At 52.6% G+C, this 20,463-nt stretch carries 17 protein-coding genes; 12 read left to right on the top strand and 5 right to left on the bottom strand.

The window, feature by feature from the left end:
* The first annotated feature begins 25 nt into the window (after positions 1-25).
* The 4 genes from BN3277_RS20135 to BN3277_RS20120 all read left to right on the top strand — a co-directional run bounded on the left by BN3277_RS20135 (position 26) and on the right by BN3277_RS20120 (position 5,744).
* Complete coding sequence (locus BN3277_RS20135; RefSeq protein ID WP_059045809.1) at positions 26-781, top strand: LytR/AlgR family response regulator transcription factor; 756 nt, start codon at positions 26-28, stop codon at positions 779-781.
* Positions 768-2,045 carry an ATP-binding protein gene (locus BN3277_RS20130; RefSeq protein WP_059045808.1) on the top strand — a complete coding sequence of 426 codons (1,278 nt, stop codon included), beginning with the start codon at positions 768-770 and terminating at the stop codon, positions 2,043-2,045. Before BN3277_RS20135 ends, BN3277_RS20130 begins: the two co-directional genes overlap by 14 nt.
* A 99-nt stretch (positions 2,046-2,144) precedes the next feature.
* On the top strand, positions 2,145-4,199 hold the full coding sequence (locus tag BN3277_RS20125) for a serine hydrolase domain-containing protein (protein WP_059045806.1): 2,055 nt from the start codon (positions 2,145-2,147) through the stop codon (positions 4,197-4,199).
* Between the two features lie 180 nt (positions 4,200-4,379).
* Entirely contained in the window at positions 4,380-5,744 is a 1,365-nt protein-coding gene (locus BN3277_RS20120; protein ID WP_059045805.1) for an MATE family efflux transporter, read from the top strand.
* Positions 5,745-5,761: 17 nt separating this feature from the next.
* On the opposite strand, the gene BN3277_RS20115 is transcribed toward BN3277_RS20120, so the two are convergent.
* Positions 5,762-6,544 (bottom strand): lipase family protein, encoded by a 783-nt coding sequence (locus tag BN3277_RS20115; protein ID WP_059045804.1) that lies wholly within the window; start codon positions 6,542-6,544, stop codon positions 5,762-5,764.
* A 128-nt stretch (positions 6,545-6,672) separates the two neighbouring features.
* On the opposite strand from BN3277_RS20115, the gene BN3277_RS20110 reads away from it, so the two are divergent.
* Positions 6,673-6,870, top strand: coding sequence for a hypothetical protein (locus tag BN3277_RS20110; RefSeq protein WP_059045803.1), 198 nt, complete (start codon positions 6,673-6,675; stop codon positions 6,868-6,870).
* 1 nt (position 6,871) lies between these two features.
* Here the strand turns inward: BN3277_RS20110 and BN3277_RS20105 are convergent, their stop codons facing one another.
* Positions 6,872-7,333 carry an amidohydrolase family protein gene (locus BN3277_RS20105; RefSeq protein WP_082691611.1) on the bottom strand — a complete coding sequence of 154 codons (462 nt, stop codon included), beginning with the start codon at positions 7,331-7,333 and terminating at the stop codon, positions 6,872-6,874.
* Positions 7,334-7,489: 156 nt separating this feature from the next.
* On the opposite strand from BN3277_RS20105, the gene BN3277_RS20100 reads away from it, so the two are divergent.
* The 6 genes from BN3277_RS20100 to BN3277_RS20075 all read left to right on the top strand — a co-directional run bounded on the left by BN3277_RS20100 (position 7,490) and on the right by BN3277_RS20075 (position 15,188).
* Entirely contained in the window at positions 7,490-8,392 is a 903-nt protein-coding gene (locus BN3277_RS20100) for a GNAT family N-acetyltransferase (protein WP_059045797.1), read from the top strand.
* A gap of 88 nt (positions 8,393-8,480) precedes the next feature.
* Positions 8,481-10,040, top strand: a complete 1,560-nt coding sequence (locus BN3277_RS20095; RefSeq protein WP_059045795.1) for a response regulator transcription factor — start codon at positions 8,481-8,483, stop codon at positions 10,038-10,040.
* A gap of 3 nt (positions 10,041-10,043) precedes the next feature.
* The gene (locus BN3277_RS20090) at positions 10,044-11,831 is read left to right on the top strand and encodes a sensor histidine kinase (protein ID WP_059045794.1); all 1,788 of its coding nucleotides are present in this window, start codon (positions 10,044-10,046) and stop codon (positions 11,829-11,831) included.
* 191 nt (positions 11,832-12,022) lie between these two features.
* A complete protein-coding gene (locus BN3277_RS20085; RefSeq protein ID WP_059045791.1) occupies positions 12,023-13,375 on the top strand; it encodes an ABC transporter substrate-binding protein in 1,353 nt (450 codons plus the stop codon).
* A 99-nt stretch (positions 13,376-13,474) separates the two neighbouring features.
* Positions 13,475-14,371: a carbohydrate ABC transporter permease gene (locus BN3277_RS20080; protein ID WP_059045789.1), complete on the top strand. Its 897-nt coding sequence runs from the start codon at positions 13,475-13,477 to the stop codon at positions 14,369-14,371.
* Complete coding sequence (locus BN3277_RS20075) at positions 14,364-15,188, top strand: carbohydrate ABC transporter permease (RefSeq protein ID WP_059045787.1); 825 nt, start codon at positions 14,364-14,366, stop codon at positions 15,186-15,188. The genes BN3277_RS20080 and BN3277_RS20075 overlap by 8 nt, the downstream gene beginning before the upstream one ends.
* 14 nt (positions 15,189-15,202) lie before the next feature.
* On the opposite strand, the gene melA is transcribed toward BN3277_RS20075, so the two are convergent.
* Positions 15,203-16,501: an alpha-glucosidase/alpha-galactosidase gene (gene melA / locus BN3277_RS20070; protein WP_059045786.1), complete on the bottom strand. Its 1,299-nt coding sequence runs from the start codon at positions 16,499-16,501 to the stop codon at positions 15,203-15,205.
* Between the two features lie 159 nt (positions 16,502-16,660).
* Here melA and BN3277_RS20065 point away from each other — a divergent pair, with 159 nt between their 5' ends.
* Positions 16,661-17,521 carry a helix-turn-helix domain-containing protein gene (locus BN3277_RS20065; RefSeq protein ID WP_059045784.1) on the top strand — a complete coding sequence of 287 codons (861 nt, stop codon included), beginning with the start codon at positions 16,661-16,663 and terminating at the stop codon, positions 17,519-17,521.
* A gap of 27 nt (positions 17,522-17,548) precedes the next feature.
* Here the strand turns inward: BN3277_RS20065 and BN3277_RS20060 are convergent, their stop codons facing one another.
* Positions 17,549-18,799 carry an anaerobic sulfatase maturase gene (locus tag BN3277_RS20060; RefSeq protein WP_059045782.1) on the bottom strand — a complete coding sequence of 417 codons (1,251 nt, stop codon included), beginning with the start codon at positions 18,797-18,799 and terminating at the stop codon, positions 17,549-17,551.
* 196 nt (positions 18,800-18,995) lie between these two features.
* Positions 18,996-20,186: an ROK family protein gene (locus tag BN3277_RS20055; protein WP_059045780.1), complete on the bottom strand. Its 1,191-nt coding sequence runs from the start codon at positions 20,184-20,186 to the stop codon at positions 18,996-18,998.
* Positions 20,187-20,463: the final 277 nt, after the last annotated feature.

The raw sequence follows: 20,463 nt of genomic DNA, 5'->3' as shown, positions 1-20,463 counted from the left end.
CCAAACAAGGCGAGGTGAGGCCGGGATGTTCCGAGTAGCGGTATGCGACGATGAGGAGCGGCAGCGGGAGCAGATCAAGCAAATCTTGCTTGTGTTATCGTTCAAAGCCAATATTGAATTTGAGGTCGAGCTGTTTCCTTCCGGGGAAGCGCTTGTGGCCCATTATGAACAAGGGGAGCCGCCGTTTCATATTCTCATTTTGGATGTGGAGATGGGCGGGATAAACGGGATTGCCGCCGCCCGCCGCATTCGGGAGCTTCAGCACCTGGATGAGCAAATCATCTTTTTAACGAGTTACCCCGAATATATGGTGGAGAGCTTGGATGTGTTTATTTTTCAATATCTGATTAAACCGGTCGAGCCTGCGGTGCTGGAGGAGAAGGTGATCCGTTTATGCCAATATTTCCAAGCACAGGAGAAGAAGTTTCTGATCGTCCAGTCCGGCTATGAAGAAGTGGTGCTGAAGCATGAGGAGATTATCGCGATTGAATCTGCCAAGAGCCTCACGATGAAAAATAAACTGAAGTTCATCACCGTATCCAAGGTGGTGGAAAGCAAAGGGCTGATCTCGAAGTATGCGGAAGCGCTAAAGGACAGCCATTTTTTGCAGATCCATCGTTCGATTATTATCAACCTCAACCATGTGAACAAGTTTACCGGCAATGTCGTGCAGATGACAAGCGGGCTGGAACTGCCGATTGGGCGATCGAAAGTCAAAGAAGTGAAGGATTTCTATACGAAATATAAGGTGATGAAGGATAGCTCCCATGATTCCATTTAATGTTCCGATTCTGATTAGCATCGTGTTTGTGCTAGGGTTCCAACTGATCTTTTTCTTTGATGCGGTGTTTGGGAGAGTGACGCGCAAACCGCATAGACTGGTGCATTTTATCGTGTTTGCGTTGCTAGCGGGGGGCTATCTGACCGTCGATTTGCGGTGGTACGCATCCGGCGTGGCTCTATTATTAATTTACAGCCTGGCGGATACGTACCAGGTTGAGTTGAAGAACAAACTGATGTTTACCGTGTTATACGGCGTGTTAATGTCGATCGTCAATTCGCTTTCGCTTTTTATTTTTTATACCCTCAATTCAGATGAATTTCGAAACTTTGAACCATCGAGCTTCTCGGCATCGGCGAAAACCTTGCTGCTTTCCTGCATTTTGATGTTTGTGGTGATTCAACTGATCCGAATGGTGGCCAAACGGCGAACTTACCCGCTTAAGCCTCTTTATTATCTCCTGTTTCTGTTCGTGCCGGTGTTCAGTATTTATCAGGTGAACCTGCTGGCCGCAACTAGCGAGAAGAACCTGCATTTCTTCATCTGGGTCATCGGGTTGCTGCTCCTGAACGTATTGGTGATCTACATGTTCGATACGATGATGGAGAAATTTCAAATCCAGCAGGAGAATTTCCAATTGCAACGGCAGATGGACTACCAGGACGCCAACTATGAAAAAACCGTACATAGCTTCAAATCGATTAAACGCATCATTCATGATACCAACAAGCAGTTTCTGTATATCGAAGAGTGCATTAAGCGCGGGGATCCGGCAGCGGCGTTAGAGCACATTCGGGTCACGCTGAATAAGGTCGAGGACGCTTATCATCGGGTGAATACGGGGAATCTGGTGATTGATGCCCTCGTTACCAATGCGCTGAATATCGGCGAGGCGAACGGCATTCGGATCGATACACAGCTACAACTTTATTCACAGCACTTGAACATCGACCGGTATGATCTCTGCGTGGTACTTGGCAACATGCTGGATAACGCCCTGGAAGCTTCGAAGAAGGTGCGGATTGCGGAAGATCGGTACATTCTGATTCGCATCCGCTCGGACGAGTCCGCCCTGTCCATTCAGATCCTGAACCATACGGAACAGGAAGTCCCCCGTCTGCACAGCCAGAAGCCAAACCGGGAGTTTCACGGCATCGGTCTCACCAACATCTCGCGGATTTGCGAGAAATACGGGGGGAACATGGCCATCGAAACCGGCAGCAAGACATTTAATAACATGGTGATCCTGCCGTTCAGGGATTGATTTTTGCGTTTCGGCTCCATTGGCCCCATCCGACTCTTCCTTCCTGTACGATCAACCTGTAACCAATCCATAGACAAAAGGTACAGGGAGGAATCAGACATGAAGAAATGGATCTTCGGTTTCCTTGCGGTTTTGCTGGTGTTCATCACGCCGGTAGGTCAAGGCACCGTTCAAGCTGAGGCAAGCTCAGTCAAAGAAAAAGCGCAGGCGATGGCTCAAACCGTCCTCACGGATTATGGCGTGACCAGCCTGCAGTACGCCATTATGGATCATGGAAAGATCGCGTTGTCGGATGGCGCGGGATATGCGGATCCAGAGAAGGGAACGCCGGTAACTCCAACGACAATGTATGGGATCGGCTCGGTGAGCAAGATGGTTGTCGCCGCGGCAACGATGCAGCTGGTCGACGCCAAGCTCGTCGATTTGGATCAGCCGCTTACGACGTATATCAAGGATTTTGAAATGGCGGATGATCGGTATCGCCAAATTACGCCGCGCATGCTGCTGAACCACTCGTCGGGATTGTACGGTTCGCACTATGAAAACAGTATGTTGTTTGACGATAACGATACGCAAAACCATGACGAGTTGCTGCGCAAGATGCGGTCCGAGCGCTTGAAATCGGACCCGGGCGCCTACTCTGTGTATTGCAACGACGGCTTTACACTGCTGGAAATTCTGGTGGAACGGGTTAGCGGGATGAGTTATACCGAGTACCTGAATCAACATTTCAACAAACCGTTGGGACTGGTTCATACCAAAACGCCGCTGGATACCTTTGACCGTGAAAAACTGGCTAAAACCTATTTTCCGGGCGTAGATAAAGTTTTACCAGTAGAGAATGCGAATGTGCTTGGTGCAGGGGGCGTTTACTCCACTGCCGAAGAATTAGCAAAATACGCAGAAGTGCTGATGGGAGACCGGCCGGAACTGCTGTCCAAGGCAGCGGCGAAATCGATGCAAGCCCACGAATATCGCAACGGAATCTGGGTGGAAGAAGAAACGAATGTTTTTAACTACGGACTTGGTTGGGATTCTGTGGAACTGGCTCCGTTTGGAGATTACGGCATCACCGCTTTATCGAAAGGCGGCGATACGATCGTGTATCACGCCGGACTGATCGTCTTGCCGGAGCAACACATTTCGATCTCCGTCCTTTCGTCGGGGGGAAGCTCGTTCTATAACAGTGCCTTCGCGGCCGGGGTATTGCTGGAGTATTTGCACGAAAAAGGCCTGATTGACGAGATTCAACCGGATCCGACCTTCGAAGCTCCTGTGAAAGTGGAAATGCCTAAGGAACTGCAAGCTTATTCCGGATTATACGGAATGGTTGGCGAAACGATGAAGGTTGACATTCAACAAGGGCAAATGGAACTGGCGGCGCAAATGGGCGGCCTGATTCCGGCACAAACGTACGTATATACGGGCAACGGGCGGTTCACAAGCAGCGATGGCAGCGCCAACGTCAGCTTTGTGAAGGAGACCAATGGTAAAACCTATTTGAAGCTGGATGCTTACTTGAACTTCCCGGGGCTGAGCCAAATGCACATGGTATCCTACGAATATCAGAAGCTGGAAGCCCAATCGCTGAGTCAAGCGGTGAAAGAGCAATGGAAAACTAGAGACGGAAAAATGTATTATGCGTTGGATGAAAAAATCAATTCGTTGTTCTTCTTGGCCACGTCGGTCCTCAACAAAACGTTATCGGTTGATCTTGAATACGGTTATGCCAACGGTGCCAAGATCGTGGATGCCAATCAGGCGGTAAATGTGATGGAAATTCCGAATATGAACAGCCGGGACGCGTTTGATTTCAAATTCTCGAAATTAAATGGCGCGGAGTTTTTGGATGTAAATGGTCAAACCTTTATCCGTGAGGATGCAATTCCGAACCTCTACGCCGGAGTGCAATCGAAGATCACCATTCAACCAAGCGGTCAGGCAAGATGGTTCAACATTCCGCCTTCCATGGAGGGGCGCACGATAACCGTGAAAACGGAAGGAAACGGCGGGTTCATCGTGTATGACGAACAAGGGCTACTCGTTCACTCGTCGATGATTCGTAAGCAGCCTTCCTTTAAACTGCCAGCAGGCGGAAAGATCGTGTTTGGCGGACTGGCAGGAGATGTTTTCCGCATTCATTTAAGTAATTAAACTACATGATGGAGTCGAAAGCCGCTAGCCGTGCAGATTTTTGCCGGATAGCGGCTTTTTTCAGTTCTCGACAAAATCTCCCTTACATCCACATGAGGAAGTGGTAAGATGTCTTTATAAGATTTGTGCAAACGTTTGAACAAATGGGTTGATATTGAGGGAGAAGGAGTCTTTGGAAGGATGGATCAACAACAGTCCAAGCTTTTTTATAAGAGCGTCTATCAAATCGCCATCCCGGTAACGCTGCAAAGCTTAATTATGGCCTTGCTTTCGTTGACGGATCAGCTGATGGTTGGCCAATTGGGCGACGTAGCGATCGCTTCGGTGGGGATGTCCTCGAAAATATACGCGATCATCTCCGTGATGATGGCCGGCCTGGCTGCCGGGGTGTCCATATATACGGCCCAGTTCTGGGGGAAGGGAGACCGACGGAGCATCAATCGCTTGCTGGGGATTGGCATGGCGACGGGAGTTATCCTGTCCTTCCTGTTTTCGCTGCTCGTGTATTTCGAGCCGGAGCTCTGCTTTGCCGTCTTCACGGAAGACCCGCGGATTCACGAGGAGGGCGCCATTTATTTGCAACTGATGGCCGTAGGTTACGTTCCGGCTATGTTGACGATGTTGTATTCCGCCGTACTGAGGAGCACCCAGCATGTCAAGCTGCCGCTGTTCGTTAGTTTGTTTACGGTGGGGTTAAACATCCTGCTGAACTATCTGCTGATCTTCGGGCATCTGGGATTCCCGCAAATGGGCCTTGCGGGGGCGGCGATCGCAACGACGGTCTCCAGAGTGGTGGAATGCCTTCTGATTGTGGGTGCCGTCTACCTGTTTAAATTGCCGGGCAGGGCAGGATGGCGTGAGCTGTACGGTGGAGGATCGTCGGCATTGGTTAAGAAATTCGCCCAAACGACGTTCCCCCTCGTTCTAAATGAGCTGATTTGGGTGCTGGGGGAGACGGCTTATGCGATCATTTATAGCCGGATGGGAACCACGGAAATGACGGCGATGACGATCACGTTCACGCTGCAAGGCGTATGTATCGGCTTGTTCACGGGACTTGCCAGTGCCGGTGGGGTGATGGTTGGGAACAAGCTTGGCGCCGGGGAAGAGGAAACCGCCATGTTGTACGCGAAGCGGTTCATCCGGTTGGGTGCGGTTGTCTCCTTAGCGGTAGGACTCGTCATCGCAGCGATCTCCCCGTGGTATGTGTCGGCGTTCCATATCTCCGGCGAAGCGAACCGTCTGGGCATCTATCTAGTATGGGTCTTTGCGGCTTTTCTGTGGGTGAAAGTCGGCAATATGGTGATGGCCGGCGGGATATTAAACAGCGGCGGGGACAGCAAATTCGTGTTCGCCATGGAATCGGCCACAACCTGGTTGATCGGGGTGCCGTCGGGTTTACTGCTGTCTTTTGGACTAAAGCAGCCGATCTTCTTGGTATACTTTGCCTTGTCGTTGGAAGAAGTCGTCCGCTACGGCATTGGGCTTGCCCGTATCCGTTCCCGAAAATGGATTAAAAATCTGGTACAGGATCTCGCCGCTTGATCGTTTACGGCTCACCCTCAGGGAACTTGGAGAAAGGAAGGGCTCACGGTTGAGAGATGCTGAGCATAGACGGGATCGAGTTCTGCAAGCTCGGCATAATAGCTGCCGATGCTATGATTGGAAGACAATGAAGCGTCGGCGAAATACAAGGGGTAAGAGGCGGGGACATGACGGTAGTAGTAGGTCTTCTCTTGTCTAGGTAGCTTAAAAATCGTCGGCGGGATGTGGGTCACCGGATCAAATTCATTATGAATCCGATAGCTGTTGGGGACCTGCTTCGCAAAAGCCTGAACGAAATCCGGATCTCCAACGCGAGGCGAACCAAACGTAAACAGGATGGGAACCCGGTTTGTATTTGCGGCGAGATCCATCGCACATAACGTTGCCAACGCAGCCCCCAGGCTGTGGCCCGTAAGATATAACGTCCTGTCCTCCGGCAACTGGTGCAGGGCGGAGTGAATCTGACGGCGGGCCGATCCATATATACCGGTAAATCCCCGGTGCGTAAGGCCGGCATCCTTGGCCCACTTGAATTTCTGCTGCGTTGCGATGGCATCGGCAATCCAGTTGGAGGCCGAGCTGGTTCCCCGAAAGGCGATGATGATCTCGTCCGCCGATTGCCAAATAAATCCGAAACGCTCCCATTGACCAAGCAAGGATTTCGCTTCAAGGGGTTCGAACAGCGTATACGGCGGCGGGAGGACAAACGTACCGTCCGGATTCGTGAATTGCGTATAGGTTTGACCGCAGACGGCGGCCAGGAACAACGCGCGTTGAATTTGGGCCTGGTTTAATTCCATCTTACATCCTCCCTTCGCTCCTGCTTTCAATATATTAGGAGCGAAGAGGGAAGATGCTATAGTGCGCGATCGTCCCGGTGTTATTATAATAGGGACAACGACTCCTATAGGAAGGTAAGGGTGGCTGTATGGTGTGGTTAATTGTAATCATTGTTCTGATCTTGGCATTTGGTTTGATCGCAACGATAAGGATCGGGCAATCGCAAAGCAACCGGGAGGAAAATCCGCGATATACGCAACAAACGGGACGGAATTGGCTCCGGCTGGGCGTGATGTACGCCATCGGCGTGCTGGCGGTTGTGTTGGTTTTAATCTTGTTTATTTAATTTAAATGGCGGCGTTTAATCCGACTTCTCGGATCTCTTCAAGTTCTTCGGCTGTCATCAGGCCAGACCGGTACAGGTTCAGGTACTCTTGCGATACGCTTTGGTTAAAGATTAGAAGGTCGTCGGTATTAATCGTCACAAGTACACCGTGGTCGTAAAGCTTGCGCAGGGGATGTTTGGCGTAGCTGTCCGCCACGCGCAGCATAACATTGCTCGTCGGACAGACATTTAACCGGATGTGGTGGTCAGCCAACCAGTTCATCACGGAGACAGAACGCGCTGCCGCGATGCCGTGGTGGACCTCATCCAGCTCCAGCTCTTCCACGGCCTCCCACACGTCGTCCGCCGTGCCGAATTCCCCGACATGCGCTTTGAACCCCCGACCACGCGGCGATGTAGGCGATGTTGCCGCCGCGTCCGGCATGGTTGTGCCAATCGCTTTTGGGAATTTGCTGCAGCACATCAAGGGAGTTCTGGCGTAAGGCTTCAATAAAAGAACGGTTTATCTCCACCACCTCCTTCGGATTAACGATATCCTAGCATTGGGTCGGGAATGAAGGAAGTGAGAAAGAACACCACAAATCATTTTTATATCGAATTTAGGAATGGAGGAACAACCATGGATACGCGGATACTGGCCCTTGGCCCGGAGCGCCTGGAGGACTTCAAGGCGTATTGCCGGAAGCATCGCCAGGAGGTGGACGATTCCTTTCTGTATGAAGAGGATTTGGCGGAGTTCCAAATTCATGAGGAGCATCCAACTTATATCGCCGTGAATGGAGAGGGAGAATTGGTTGGTGCGGCCTCGATGATTGCCGACGCGTATCAGCGCAGGGGGAAGCAGGCGCGTTTTCGCATTTTTCATACCGAGACCGGAGATGCGGCGGTGTATCGCCGCTTGCTTGAGGAGATTGTGAAACATGGCGAAGGCTTGACAAGACTGTTTATCTTTGTCCCGTCGGTGAACCCCGGACTGATGGAGCGCGTTGCGCAGTTAGGTTTTCAGGTGGAGCGGTACTCCTTCCTGCTGGTGAACGAGCCGCTGCAGCCTGCGCCCTATACACTGCCGGAAGGCTACAGCCTCCGCGCGTTTCGTCCCGGGGAGGACGAGGAAGACTGGTGCGCTGTGCGGAACGCCGGCTTCGCCCAATTAAAAGGCAGCCAAACGCCAATCACGCCGGACATGGTGGTGAAATATCCCGGGGAGGCGGATTATTTAAGCGGCGGCATGTTGTTCCTGATACACGAGGAACGGCCCGTCGGTATCGTACGGTGCTCGGATGACGAGTACCTGGATACGCCGATAATGAACATCGGTCCCTTGGCGCTCCTTCCTGAATTTCAGGGGAAGGGACTGGGCCGCCTTCTGCTGCGCCGGGCCTTGGAGTTTGGCCGGGAGAACGGATATGCCCGGGCCATACTATGCGTGAATGCGGAAAATGAACGGGCGAAGGCATTGTATCTGCAGGAAGGGTTCAGAGAGACGGAGTATGCGGTGAACTATCGGCTGGACCTGCGTTGATGGGGAAGCGGCGGGATGGCGCTGCTTCCCTTCGCTATGTAAACGCTGTCATAACGAGCTGGAATGGTTAAATGCGGAGGGGAAGGACATGAGAGAGGTTTGCCGGATCTTGATTGTTGACGATGAGCTATTGGTGCGGCAGGGGATTAAGCACCATTTGGATTGGGAGCAGCAGGGATTTCGAATCGTCGGCGAGGCGGCTAACGGCCAAGAGGCGCTAAGGCTGGTGGAGCAGCTGTCGCCTCATATCGTGATTACGGATATCGTCATGCCGGTGATGGACGGGGAGGAGTTCACCCGTGTGCTGAAAGCCCGGTATCCGCAGGTCGAGGTGATTGTGCTCAGCAGCTTTGGGGAATTCGAGTATGTTCGGTCCACGTTCCAAAGCGGTGTGGCGGATTACATCCTGAAACCGAAGCTGGAGACGGAGGAGCTTCTGCAGGTGCTGCAAAGAACCGCCCGCAAAATCCCCGGGCTTTCGCTCCAGGAAGCTGAGCGTGGAAGCCTGCCGCTAGATCGTCTGCTGGAGAGGCTGATCGACGGATACGAGCCGGAGGAAGGGGATGAACAGCTGGCGTCGGCTTTCCCTTACGATCGGTTCCTGTTGACCGGCACGGATGTCGGCCCGATTGCCGGAGAGCCGGAGGGGGTTCTCGCAGGGCTTGCGGGCGGATTGGAGAGCCAGTTGCATGAGTTGCCTTTTCAGGTAAGGTCACATCCCATCTATACCGGGGGGAGGCAACTGCTGATTCTGCTGAATTATCCCGGTTCACATCAAGCGGAGCTGATCGACGCGGTTTGCGGGTACGCTCGGCTCAAAGCGGAGGCGATGCCGGAAACGACCTGGGCGATCGGAGGCGAGTTTGCAGAGCTGAGCGGCTTGGGGAAAGCGTATCGGGACGACTGGCAGAAGCTGTTGGGCTTCCGGTTTTATTTTCCCGGGAAGATCGTATTGCAGGCGAATGTGTTGCCTCCGGTGACCGCGCTTCCTGTGTTCGATATGAAGGAGCTACTCTCCGGAATCAAGCGAGGACAGGCGGAGAACGTATTCGCGAGGTTAAAGGAGCTCGCCGCCGTAGCGGCCGGCAATTACTTACAAACGCCTTTCGAATTCAAATCGTTCCTGGGGAATGCCGTGTTTCATGTCACCCTTGCCGCTTTGGAGCTCCACCGGGAAGCGAAGGAGCTGGACGGATTAAAATACGCGTACTTTAAAGCGATTGATGAAGCGCGGGATGCGACCGGGGCTTTACAGGTGTTCCACGCGTTTCTGGATGAAGTGGAACCGCTGATCGCGGCGCGCGTACCGCTGCCCGGCGACGGCAACATGAAGCTGCTGCTCGACTATATCGATGAGCACTATGGCGAGCCGCTTACGTTAAGCTCGCTTAGCCGGCATTTCCACTTTAATCCGTCGTATCTGTCGAGCTATTTTTCCACCCATAACGATGAGGGGTTCAGCGAATATTTGAATCGGATTCGGATTACCAAAGCGATGGAGCTTCTGTGTTCGGATGGGTTGTCGATTTCGGAGATTGGCAGCCGCGTGGGGTATTCGGATCCAAGTTATTTTACCAAAGTGTTCAAAAAACAAACGGGGTTGTCGCCGCGGGAATTCCGCCGGCAGCAGCTCGCCAAGAGGGGATGACGGATGAAGCTGATTGAAAAATTTCGCCGCAGCCGCCTGATCTCCAAGTTGTTCGTCGTGATGACGGTGAGCATCGTCGCGGTGTGCCTGCTCACCTCGCTGATTACGATCCGCATGGCGGAGCGGTTGTTCGCCGAGACATTCAGCATCACCAACGGCAAGGTGCTGAATCAGATCAACACCGGAATGGAGTCGTTTAACGACTCCGTCGTCAATGCCGTCACTTATGCCTCGCAAAGCGGCTCGGTTAAGACGTATCTCACCGGCGGGGACACGAATTCGGTGGCGATGTCAAAGGTCTATTACCGCATGGCGGAGCAGATGGGGCAAATCGCCTCCAATCTAGGGGCCTACGACGTGGCGCTTACGATTATCGGGGTGAACGGGCGAAGCTACTCCACCGACCCGAGCTATTGGCCCGTATCGCCGCAGGAGTTGGCCGACGATCCCTTAACCCGCCACACCGCAGCGGAGCCGCTACGCGTGTTGTATCAATATGACGAGCGGGACGGGAAAGCGGGCAAGGAGCGGTTTATCGTTGCCTCCAAGGCGCTGGTCGACCGGACGGGCGGGCTTAGTTACGGGATGTTGTATATCGCAATTCGGGAAACGGAGTTCCGCCGGTTCTTTGGCAACTTCACAAGCAGCGGCAACGATGTGCTGGTGCTTGACCCGGCGGGTGTCGTCGTCTCCAGCAACCGTACGGAGTTGATCGGCGGCAAGTCGCCGGAGCTGCTGCGCGATGTCGAGACGCTTAAGCAAGATCAGTTAGATTACTTAAACGGTACGGTGTTTGGCAAAGATGCGATCATCCTGGCGAATGAGCTTCCGCCCTATCGCTTCTATCTTGTGAATTTGATCGACCGTCAGTACACCGCCGGGCAAATCATGAACATTCGCCAGGTCGCGTTAATCTGCCTAGCGATCATTGGAGCAGCGCTCTTGGTCGTGTTCGTGATCTCACGCCGGCTGACCCTGTCGTTAACGCGTTTGGTCCGGTTGATGTCGACCATCACCAAGAAGGATTTCCGCAATTACATATCCGTCAGCGGCAGCTATGAGGTGAGGGAGCTCAGCAAAGCCTTTAACTACATGCTGGATGAGCTGAACGATTACGTGCAGCGGCTGCTGGAGACGCAGAAGGAGCAGCGGGACGCCGAACTCGCCGCATTGCAGCGACAGATCAATCCGCATTTTCTGTATAATACCTTGGCTTCGATCAAGCTGCTGGTTCAGAAGGGCAGCAAGGAGACCGCGGCCGAGACGATTAATGCCTTGATTTCCCTGCTGCAAAATACGATCAGCAACGCCAATGAAACGATTACGATCGAGCAGGAGCTCGAGAATTTAAAAAACTACGTGTTTATCAATCATGTCCGTTACGGCGACCGGATTAAGGTGAGCTACTTCATAGCGCCCGACTGCATCCGCTGCGAGGTGCCGAAGCTGATGCTGCAGCCGTTTATCGAAAACGCCTTTTTTCATGCGTTTAATGTGAAAACCGAAGGGACGATCTACATTCTAATCTCGAGAACGGAGCATTCGTTGGTTTGCGAGGTAGCGGACAACGGGGATGGTATGGAGCTGGATCCCAACGAGTGGGTGCCGGATCATCCGAAAAGCCGGAAGCTGTTTACCGGCATCGGCATTCAAAACGTTAATCACCGGATCAAGCTGCTTTACGGAGAGTCCTACGGCGTGCGGATTACCAGCGTAACAGGGGAAGGAACGCAGATTCGCATCGTGCTTCCGCTGATTGAGAATGTGGAGGCTGCGGGGGATGCCGTCTAAAGATTTTTCTATTTTCTAAAGAATCAACCAGTTTCGCGAAAGCGCATTCCCGATAGGGACAAGAAAACCACCAAACCGTACAAAGATATTCCTAACGGCCGATTCCGCCGCAATGCTATCCTAAAAACGATAAAAGGAAGCGCTTTCTTGGAAAGGCGCTGCCGATCACGAAAATAGGGGGATGAACCGAAATGAGAAAAAGCTTGATGCTGTTGATGCTCAGTTTAGTACTGATGCTGGTGGTGTCCGCTTGTTCCGGGGGTTCCGGAACCGCAGGCAATTCCGGCAATTCGGGGAGTGCGGGGGACACGGCGGGTTCGACTGCAGGTAACGGCGGGGACGGCTCGAAAGGCGCCCAGGAGATCACCGTTTGGGCCTGGGATCCGAACTTTAATATCGCCGCATTAAATCTGGCCAAAGAAAGATATGAAGCGAAGCATACCGACGTCAAAGTGAACATCGTCGAATACGCGCAGGACGACATCGTCCAGAAGCTGAACACCGGGCTCAACTCAGGGACGACCAAAGGATTGCCGAACATCGTACTGATCGAAGATTATCGGGCGCAAAATTTCTTGCAGGCTTATCCCGATTCGTTCCGCGATATGTCCGATCTCATCAAACCGGAGGATTTTGCAGAGTACAAGATCGGACCAACGAGTTATAACGGGAAGCAATACGGCGTTCCGTTCGATTCCGGGGCTACGGCGCTTTACGTGCGAACGGATTACCTGGAGCAAGCGGGATATACCGTAGATGATGTGACGAATATTGACTGGAGCAAGTACATCGAGATCGGTAAGAAAGTTAAGGAAGTCACGGGCAAGGATATGCTGACCCAGGATCCCAATGATATCGGGCTGATCCGCGTGATGGCGCAGTCGGCAGGAACGTGGTACTTGAAGGAAGACGGGAAGACGCCAAATCTGGCGGATAATCCGGTGATTAAGGAAGCGCTGGAAACGTATAAAGCGATGTTCGACGCGAATATCGTGAAATTGAATTCGGACTGGAGCCAATTCTTGGCGGCGTTTAATAACGGGGACGTTGCGTCGGTCCCAACCGGCAACTGGATTACGCCGTCCGTCAAAGCGGAGGCTACCCAATCCGGTAAATGGGCGGTCGTGCCAACGCCGAAGCTGGCGAATAGCGCTTCATCGGTGAACGCCTCCAACCTGGGCGGCAGCTCATGGTATGTGATGAATATGGATGGTCAGGACGCGGCTGCTAATTTCCTGGCCGAGACTTTTGGCTCTGATAGCGAGTTATATTCCCTGTTGTTGGAGAAAATCGGTGCGATTGGTTCGCTGAAGGCTGCATCCAGCGGAGCGGCTTATGATAAAGCCGACGAGTTCTTTGGCGGTCAGAAGATTTACGCCGATTTCGCGAAATGGACCGAAGAGGTGCCCAAGGTTAATTACGGCCTGCATACCTACGCAATCGATGACATTCTGGCCATTGAAATCCAGAACTACTTAAACGGCAAAGACGTGGACAGCGTCATCCGCGATGCCCAGGCTCAAGCCGAATCCCAGCTGCAATAAGCATAACGGAATGAACCGACGATAACCTTGGGCTGTTCCCAGTTCAAGGTTTTTCGGTTCCAGGCGGCTTGCTACTACAAAGAGAAGGAGATGAAATCGATGAGAGCATCCGGGCCTGCGTTACGCTTACGCTGGAAAACTTCCCTTGTCGGCTGGTCGTTTGTCATGGTCGCCGTGCTGATGATCGCGGTGTTTTATTTTTACCCGATGATCCAAGCTCTGCTCCTGTCGCTGCAAACCGGAACGGGTTCGAACCTGACCTTTAACGGGCTCGGGAACTACCGGCGGTTGTTTACGGACTCCATGTTCCTGACGGCGGTCAAAAATACGTTTATTTACCTGATCGTGCAGGTGCCGATCATGGTGCTGCTGGCGCTGGTGCTGTCGGTCGTGCTAAACGATCGGACTTTGAAGTGGAAGGGCTTTTTCCGTACGGCGATTTTCCTACCCTGTATCACGTCGCTGGTCGCCTATTCGGTTATTTTTAAATACCTGTTTGCGGGCGATGGACTGGTTAACCTGCTCCTGCTGCATCTGCACCTGATCTCCGAACCGATCCCGTGGATTACGGATCCGTTGTGGGCAAAGGTGACGATTATTATCGCGATTACCTGGCGGTGGACAGGGTACAACATGATCTTTTACCTGTCGGGGATTCAAAATATCGAGCCGTCGATCTACGAAGCGGCCCGCATCGATGGGGCTTCGGCGGTAAAGCAGTTTTTTCGGATCACGATTCCGCTCTTGAAGCCGATCATTCTGTTCACCTCGATTACCTCGACAATCGGCACGCTGCAACTGTTTGACGAGGTCATGAACATTACGCAGGGTGGACCCGGGAATGCCAGCTCCACAATCTCGCAATACATTTATAATTTATCGTTTAAATATTCGGCGAATTTCGGGTATGCGGCAACGGTGTCGTATTCCATCGTGGTCATGATCATCCTCTTATCCATCCTCCAGTTTAAAGTGGCAGGTGATCGCGATGCTTAGGGCCAAACGGATTTCCATGTACGTATTTCTTGCGGTGGCGGCGTTTGTTTCGATTTTTCCGTTTCTATGGATCCTCGTGAGCTCCACAAACCCGTCGGTCGATGTCACCAGAGGCAAGCTGTTGCCAGGCTCCCATTTTATGGCGAACCTGCGCAGCCTGCTGGATTCCGTCGATATGCTGAATGCACTGAAGAACTCGCTGACCGTCTCGGTCTCCACGACGCTGCTCGCCTTGCTGATCGCTTCGCTGGCCGGATACGGCTTCGAGATTTACCGCAGCAAGGCGAAGGACGTCGTATTTAACGTGCTGTTGCTGTCGATGATGCTGCCGTTTGCGGCGTTGATGGTGCCGCTCTACCGTATGTTCGGGCGGATCACCAACCTGGTGCCCCTGATCGGCATCGATACACTGGCCGCGGTCGTGCTGCCGACAATGACGACGGCGTTTCTGATCTTCTTCTTCCGGCAGAGCACCAAAATGTTCCCGAAGGAGCTGCTGGAAGCGGGCCGGATCGACGGTTTATCCGAGCTGGGGATGTTCTTTCGCGTCTACGTGCCTACGATGAAAACGACGTACGCGGCGGCAGCAATCATCACGTTTATGAGCAGTTGGAACAACTACATGTGGCCGCTGATCGTGCTGCAAACGCCGCAGAAACAAACGGTGCCTTTGCTGATCTCCACGTTGGGCTCCAGCTATTCGCCGGACTACGGGCTGATCATGCTGGCGATCGTCATTTCGACGCTCCCGACGGCTATCGTTTTCTTCATGATGCAGAAGCATTTTGTGGCCGGGATGATCGGGTCGGTCAAATAACAGGGCGTTGCCGTCTAGTGATAGGCTGGCAGCCAATCCCCGTGTGCTTCAATCAAGTCATCGCACATGGCGATGATATCGTCGATGGACAGTTCGGCGGAGGTGTGGGGATCCAGCATGGCGGCATGATAGATATGCTCCTTCTTGCGGGTGATCGCCGCTTCAATCGTCAGAAGTTGGGTGTTGATGTTCGTCCGGTTTAAGGCGGCGCATTGCGGCGGCAGATTTCCTACAAAGGTAGGAGTTACGCCGCTGGCATCCACAAGGCAGGGAACTTCCACGCAGGCTTCGGCCGGAAGGTTCGGAATCAGCCCCGTATTCATCACGTTGCCGCCGATTTTGAACGGGACGTTGGTTTCAATCGCTTCCAAAATATACGAAGCGTATTCGTGCGAGCGCTCGTGCTTCAGCTCCCGGTTGCCGACAAGCTCCTCGCGCATGCGCTCCCAATTGGAGATTTGCTCAATGCAGCGGCGCGGGTATTCATCCAGCGGTATTTGAAAACGGTCGATCAGTTCAGGATAGTTCCGCTTGATGAAATAAGGATGATATTCGGCATTATGCTCGGACGATTCGGTGATGTAGTAGCCGAATTTCAACATCATTTCGAACCGGACCATGTCATGATGCGGCTGCTGTTGCTTTTCGGCCGCAAGGCGTTTGATTTCCGGATACAAGTCAACGCCGTCCCGGGTGACCTCAAGCAGCCAGGCCATGTGGTTGATGCCGGCGATTTTCGCTTGAACGCCTGTCGAGTCCAGCCCTAGACTATCGAACAATCCGGGAACGCAAACCTGCACGCTGTGGCAGAGACCTACGGTACGGACCTGGCCGTAAGTATTCATCACATTGGTCAATACGGCCATCGGGTTGGTGTAATTTAGGAATAAGGCGTCTGGGCACACTTCGCGAATATCAGCCGCGAAGTCCAGCATCACGGGAATCGTCCGCAGGTTGCGGAAAATCCCGCCAATCCCCACCGTATCGGCGATCGTTTGGCGCAGCCCGTATTTCTTGGGAATCTCGAAATCCGTAATGGTGCATGGATCATACCCGCCGACCTGGATGGCGTTGATGACATATTTCGCGCCTTTCAGCGCTTCCTTCCGGTCGGTGTAGGCTTTCACGACACAAGTACTGCCGCTGCTGTGCTTCAAATGATTTAGCATGTTCTCCGAATCTTTAAGCCGCTGCAGGTCGATGTCGAACAAGGCCAGCTCAAAACCCTGCAAGGCGGGAGTTTGCATGCAATCGCCCAGCACATTTTTGGCGAAAACCGTACTTCCTGCCCCGATAAATGTAATTTTGGACATGTTTAATCGCCTCCTTTTTCCTCTTCAATATAGCGCTCCACCTGAAAGAAAGGTATGGAGGAATGGAAGGCAAGTATGGAGGAATGTTGTATTTTGGTCTGTTATCCCTTACGCTAGGGAGAGCAGGCCAAAACGCTTTTCAGGGGGCCGTAATTCGTGATGAATCCCGAACATGAGTTGTTTGAAGTGTATATGAGCCCCGATGACCGGGAGCGGGACGTGACCGTCTTGTTCAGCGGGCAAGGCCGGCCTCATCCGAACCATCGGATCGGTCCGTCCGTGCATGACTATTTTTTGCTGCATACGGTGTTTGAAGGGAAGGGGATGTATACCTGGGAAGGACAGGGATATCCTTGCCGCGCGGGGGATACCTTCGTGATTTTTCCGAATGGCTTGTTTATGTATGAGGCGGATTCCCGGCATCCGTGGCATTACGCATGGGTGGCGTTACGAGGGCCCGGTGTCCTCCGGCAGCTGGCGGAAGTCGGCATTACGCCGGACAAACCGGTGGTAGGCTCCGGGGAACCGGAGCAACTACGCAAGCTTTATGCTCGCCTTCGCTCCTCGTTCCGCCGGACCGATCACCCGCAGTTGGAGAGTCTGGAGGCGGTGGGATGGATGACGCTGTTGTTCCACCAGTTTGGAGTAGCGAACCGAGAACATTTGCCCCGTTCCGCCGCGAAGGAGCCGGCGATAATCGACCGGCAGGTGGAGCAGGCGATTCGCTGGTTCCAGCTGCAATATTCGCAACAGATCGGCATCGAGGAGTTGTCCCGGAATCTCGGCTATCACCGCGCCCATTTGTTTAACGCCTTCAAGGCCCGGACAGGGCTGTCGCCGAAGCAGTATCTGACTAAGATCCGAATCGATAAAGCGAAGGAGCTGCTGGCCGGCCCGTTAACGATCGACCAAATCGCATCCTCCGTCGGCTTTAACGATGCGTTGTACTTCTCTCGGCAGTTTAAGAAATCCACAGGGATGTCGCCGAGTGAGTATCGCAGCGGGGGCGGGAGGGGATAGAGGCCAGACTTAGCTGCAGATGAGCGCTTATAGGGCGGCACAGCACGCCTTATGTTTCTTGCCGCTTCCACACGGACAAGGCTCGTTGCGCCCCGGTGGTTTGCCGCCATACTCATGCTGCAAATGACGAGAGTACAGCTCCCGGCGCATCCGCTGGCTTATATCCAACACACGCTCATGGGCATAGGCATAAATCTGCTTATAGCTTTGGCAGAAGTAATCAGGGCCTACCTGATGGTCTTCCGGGTTCCATTTGCGATTGCGGGGGCATCCACCATAGCAAAGCCGCTGCCATTCGCAGGTACGGCACGGATCCGGCAGGGCGGGTTTCATCTGGTGAAAACGCGTAAAATTAGGGTGGGACAGCATCTCTGAGATGGAACTGCTGGCGACATTCCCTACAGACCATTGCTTATGAATAAAGAAATCGCAGGGAAAAGCCTCTCCATTTTGCTCTAATACCAGGCTTGTCGGGCACGCAGCCCGATGCACGCAATGCTCCGCTTCCCGATTCATATAAACGCCGAGCATATTATCAAAGAAGCGGATGGACACTTCCGGATTACCGTCGTTATACCATTCATCGAAAATTTCGCATAGGAAGTCGCCATACTCTTGCGGCGTAATTTCATACTCGCCGGGTTGGTCTACCTGCTGGGAGCGGAAATCCATACAGGGGATAAACTGCACGAAATTGAAACCGTTCTCACGATAAAACGCCATTAACGTCTTGGCTTGATCTACGTTCCCCTTGTGGATCACTGTCAAAATGTTGAAATCGACTTGATGCTTCCGCAAATGCCCAATTCCCGCCATCGCCCGATCAAAGCTTCCCTTGCCAGCGGCATTAACCCGCCGGGAATCATGAATTTCCTTCGGCCCGTCCAGGCTGACGCCGATCAGAAAGTGATAGGTTTTGAAAAAGGCTGCCCAGCGATCGTCAATCAACGTGGCATTGGTTTGCAGAGAATTGCTGATGATCGTATGCGGCGGGGCATGCAGGGCCTGACGATAAACGACTTCTTGGAAGAAATCAAGACCGGCCAACAGCGGCTCTCCACCTTGCCAGGCAAACGTTGCGGCGCCTTGGCTGTACTGCATGTAATCTTTAATAAATTTATCTAATAAGACCGAATCGATTCGGTTGATTTTGGGTCCGGGCTTCCCTCCGCAGGTGCTGTAGTAACAGTAGTCGCAAGCCAGATTGCAATCTTCCGATACGGTTTTCCACATCACGCCGAGGTTCCCTTGCCCCTGGATTGCGCAGGCTCCCGACATTCCTTCTCCTCCTGTCCTTGTTTACCACAAAGATAGCACCCTATTTGGTTTGTGTCAAAATAATAAAAAGTAAGGGATCGGACACGTAATTCCTTAATTAACTCCCGTCAATTCGCCGCTACTTTACACCAAAATGGATATAAGTAGAGTGTCCTCGCACAAAAAAGAGGCGTTATACAACCAACGCCTCCTCGTGTTAATCTCCGTTCCAACTTTGCATCATCATCACAGCCGCACCGGTAGCCACGGCCTCATCCGTTAGCAAGCCTTGCGTAAACACCGGACTGTACTCGGGATAGTGATAGGTATTCTTCTTGGCGATCTCGAGCGTTGCGTCAAAGACGAGCGGATGGGCGCTGATGAGCGGGCCGCCTAGAATCACGTATTCGGGATGGAGCGCATTAATCAGGTTGGCTAGTCCAATCCCCAAGTAGGCGGCGGTTTCTGTAAATTGCTCTTTCACCAGCGCATCGTCTTTCCTCAGGGCATCGACCAGTGTGGAAAAATTAACGAGCTCCGGCGCCATGCCGGACAGGATACTGCTGCGTCCGATTTTCAGTTGGGTGCGGACCCTTTCTTCGAGCGCGGGCACGGAGACGAAAGCTTCCAGCGCTCCATAGTTCCCTTTATTTCGCAGTCTTGGGCCATTCGCCTGGATAATCATTTGGCCGATCGCACCTTCCGTATCTGCGGCGCCGCGGAGAATACGTCCTCCGGACATGGCGGCCGAACGGATATTTACGCCGGAATGGACATATAAGGCGTGCTCGATGGTTTCGGAGCGAAGCGCCCAATGTTCACCGATCAGCGCGGTATTGGCTCCATTATCGAGCTTCGCCGGAAAACCCAGCCGCTCCTCGAGCATGGTGCAGATCGGGACGTGCCTCCAGGCCGAGGAAGGGAATAACTCCGGTTCAAGAATGAGGCCTTGCCGTTGATCCAAGGGGCCTACGGCTCCGATGCCAATGCCTAATACGTCTTCAGGCGAGAGGCCATGTTCGAGCAGAAACTGCTTGGCTGCTACCGTAACGTTATCGACCAATTGATGGGGCGTCATCTCAGCATCCATTTTCCAGCGGGTCAAGGATAACGTGTTCAGATGCATGTCATACAAGCCCAGGACAGAGTAAATCCGAGAAATTTCCAAGCCAAACAGATATCGGTAGGTCGGATTGGTTTGGAACAAGATCGGTTTTCGGCCTCCGGTGGAGTGCCCCAGTCCGGATACCACAATCAAGCCTTGGGTAGTCATCTCTTCCAGCAACCGCGTCATACTGCTGCTGGTGAGTGGAAAATGATTTAATAAATCCGCCTTCGAAACGGTCCCGAGATAAGAGATTCGATCGTATACCTGTTTCTTTATCGAAGGGTTGGAATGCGTGATCATAAGAACGGCTCTCCATTTCCAAGCTATTTAGTCGGGATATAGTAAAGTATATCGTTAACCCCCGGGGATTACCAGTTAAATTCATCCGAATAATCAACATAATTCCACAATGAAATAAAGTTAGGCGATAACGAGAGTTCTAGTTCCGTGAAATGAACCCATTTAATTAAATTATCACACATTTCATTATAACTTTAATCCAAAATGAAATAAACATGTTATAATCCAAGTACAGGTAGATCAAGGGACATCAGGAGAGAAGTGAGGGTGAGACTGA

The sequence above is a fragment of the Paenibacillus rubinfantis genome (assembly GCF_001486505.1).
GTDB lineage: Bacteria > Bacillota > Bacilli > Paenibacillales > Paenibacillaceae > Fontibacillus > Fontibacillus rubinfantis.
This window is presented reverse-complemented; position numbering and strand designations above follow the sequence as displayed.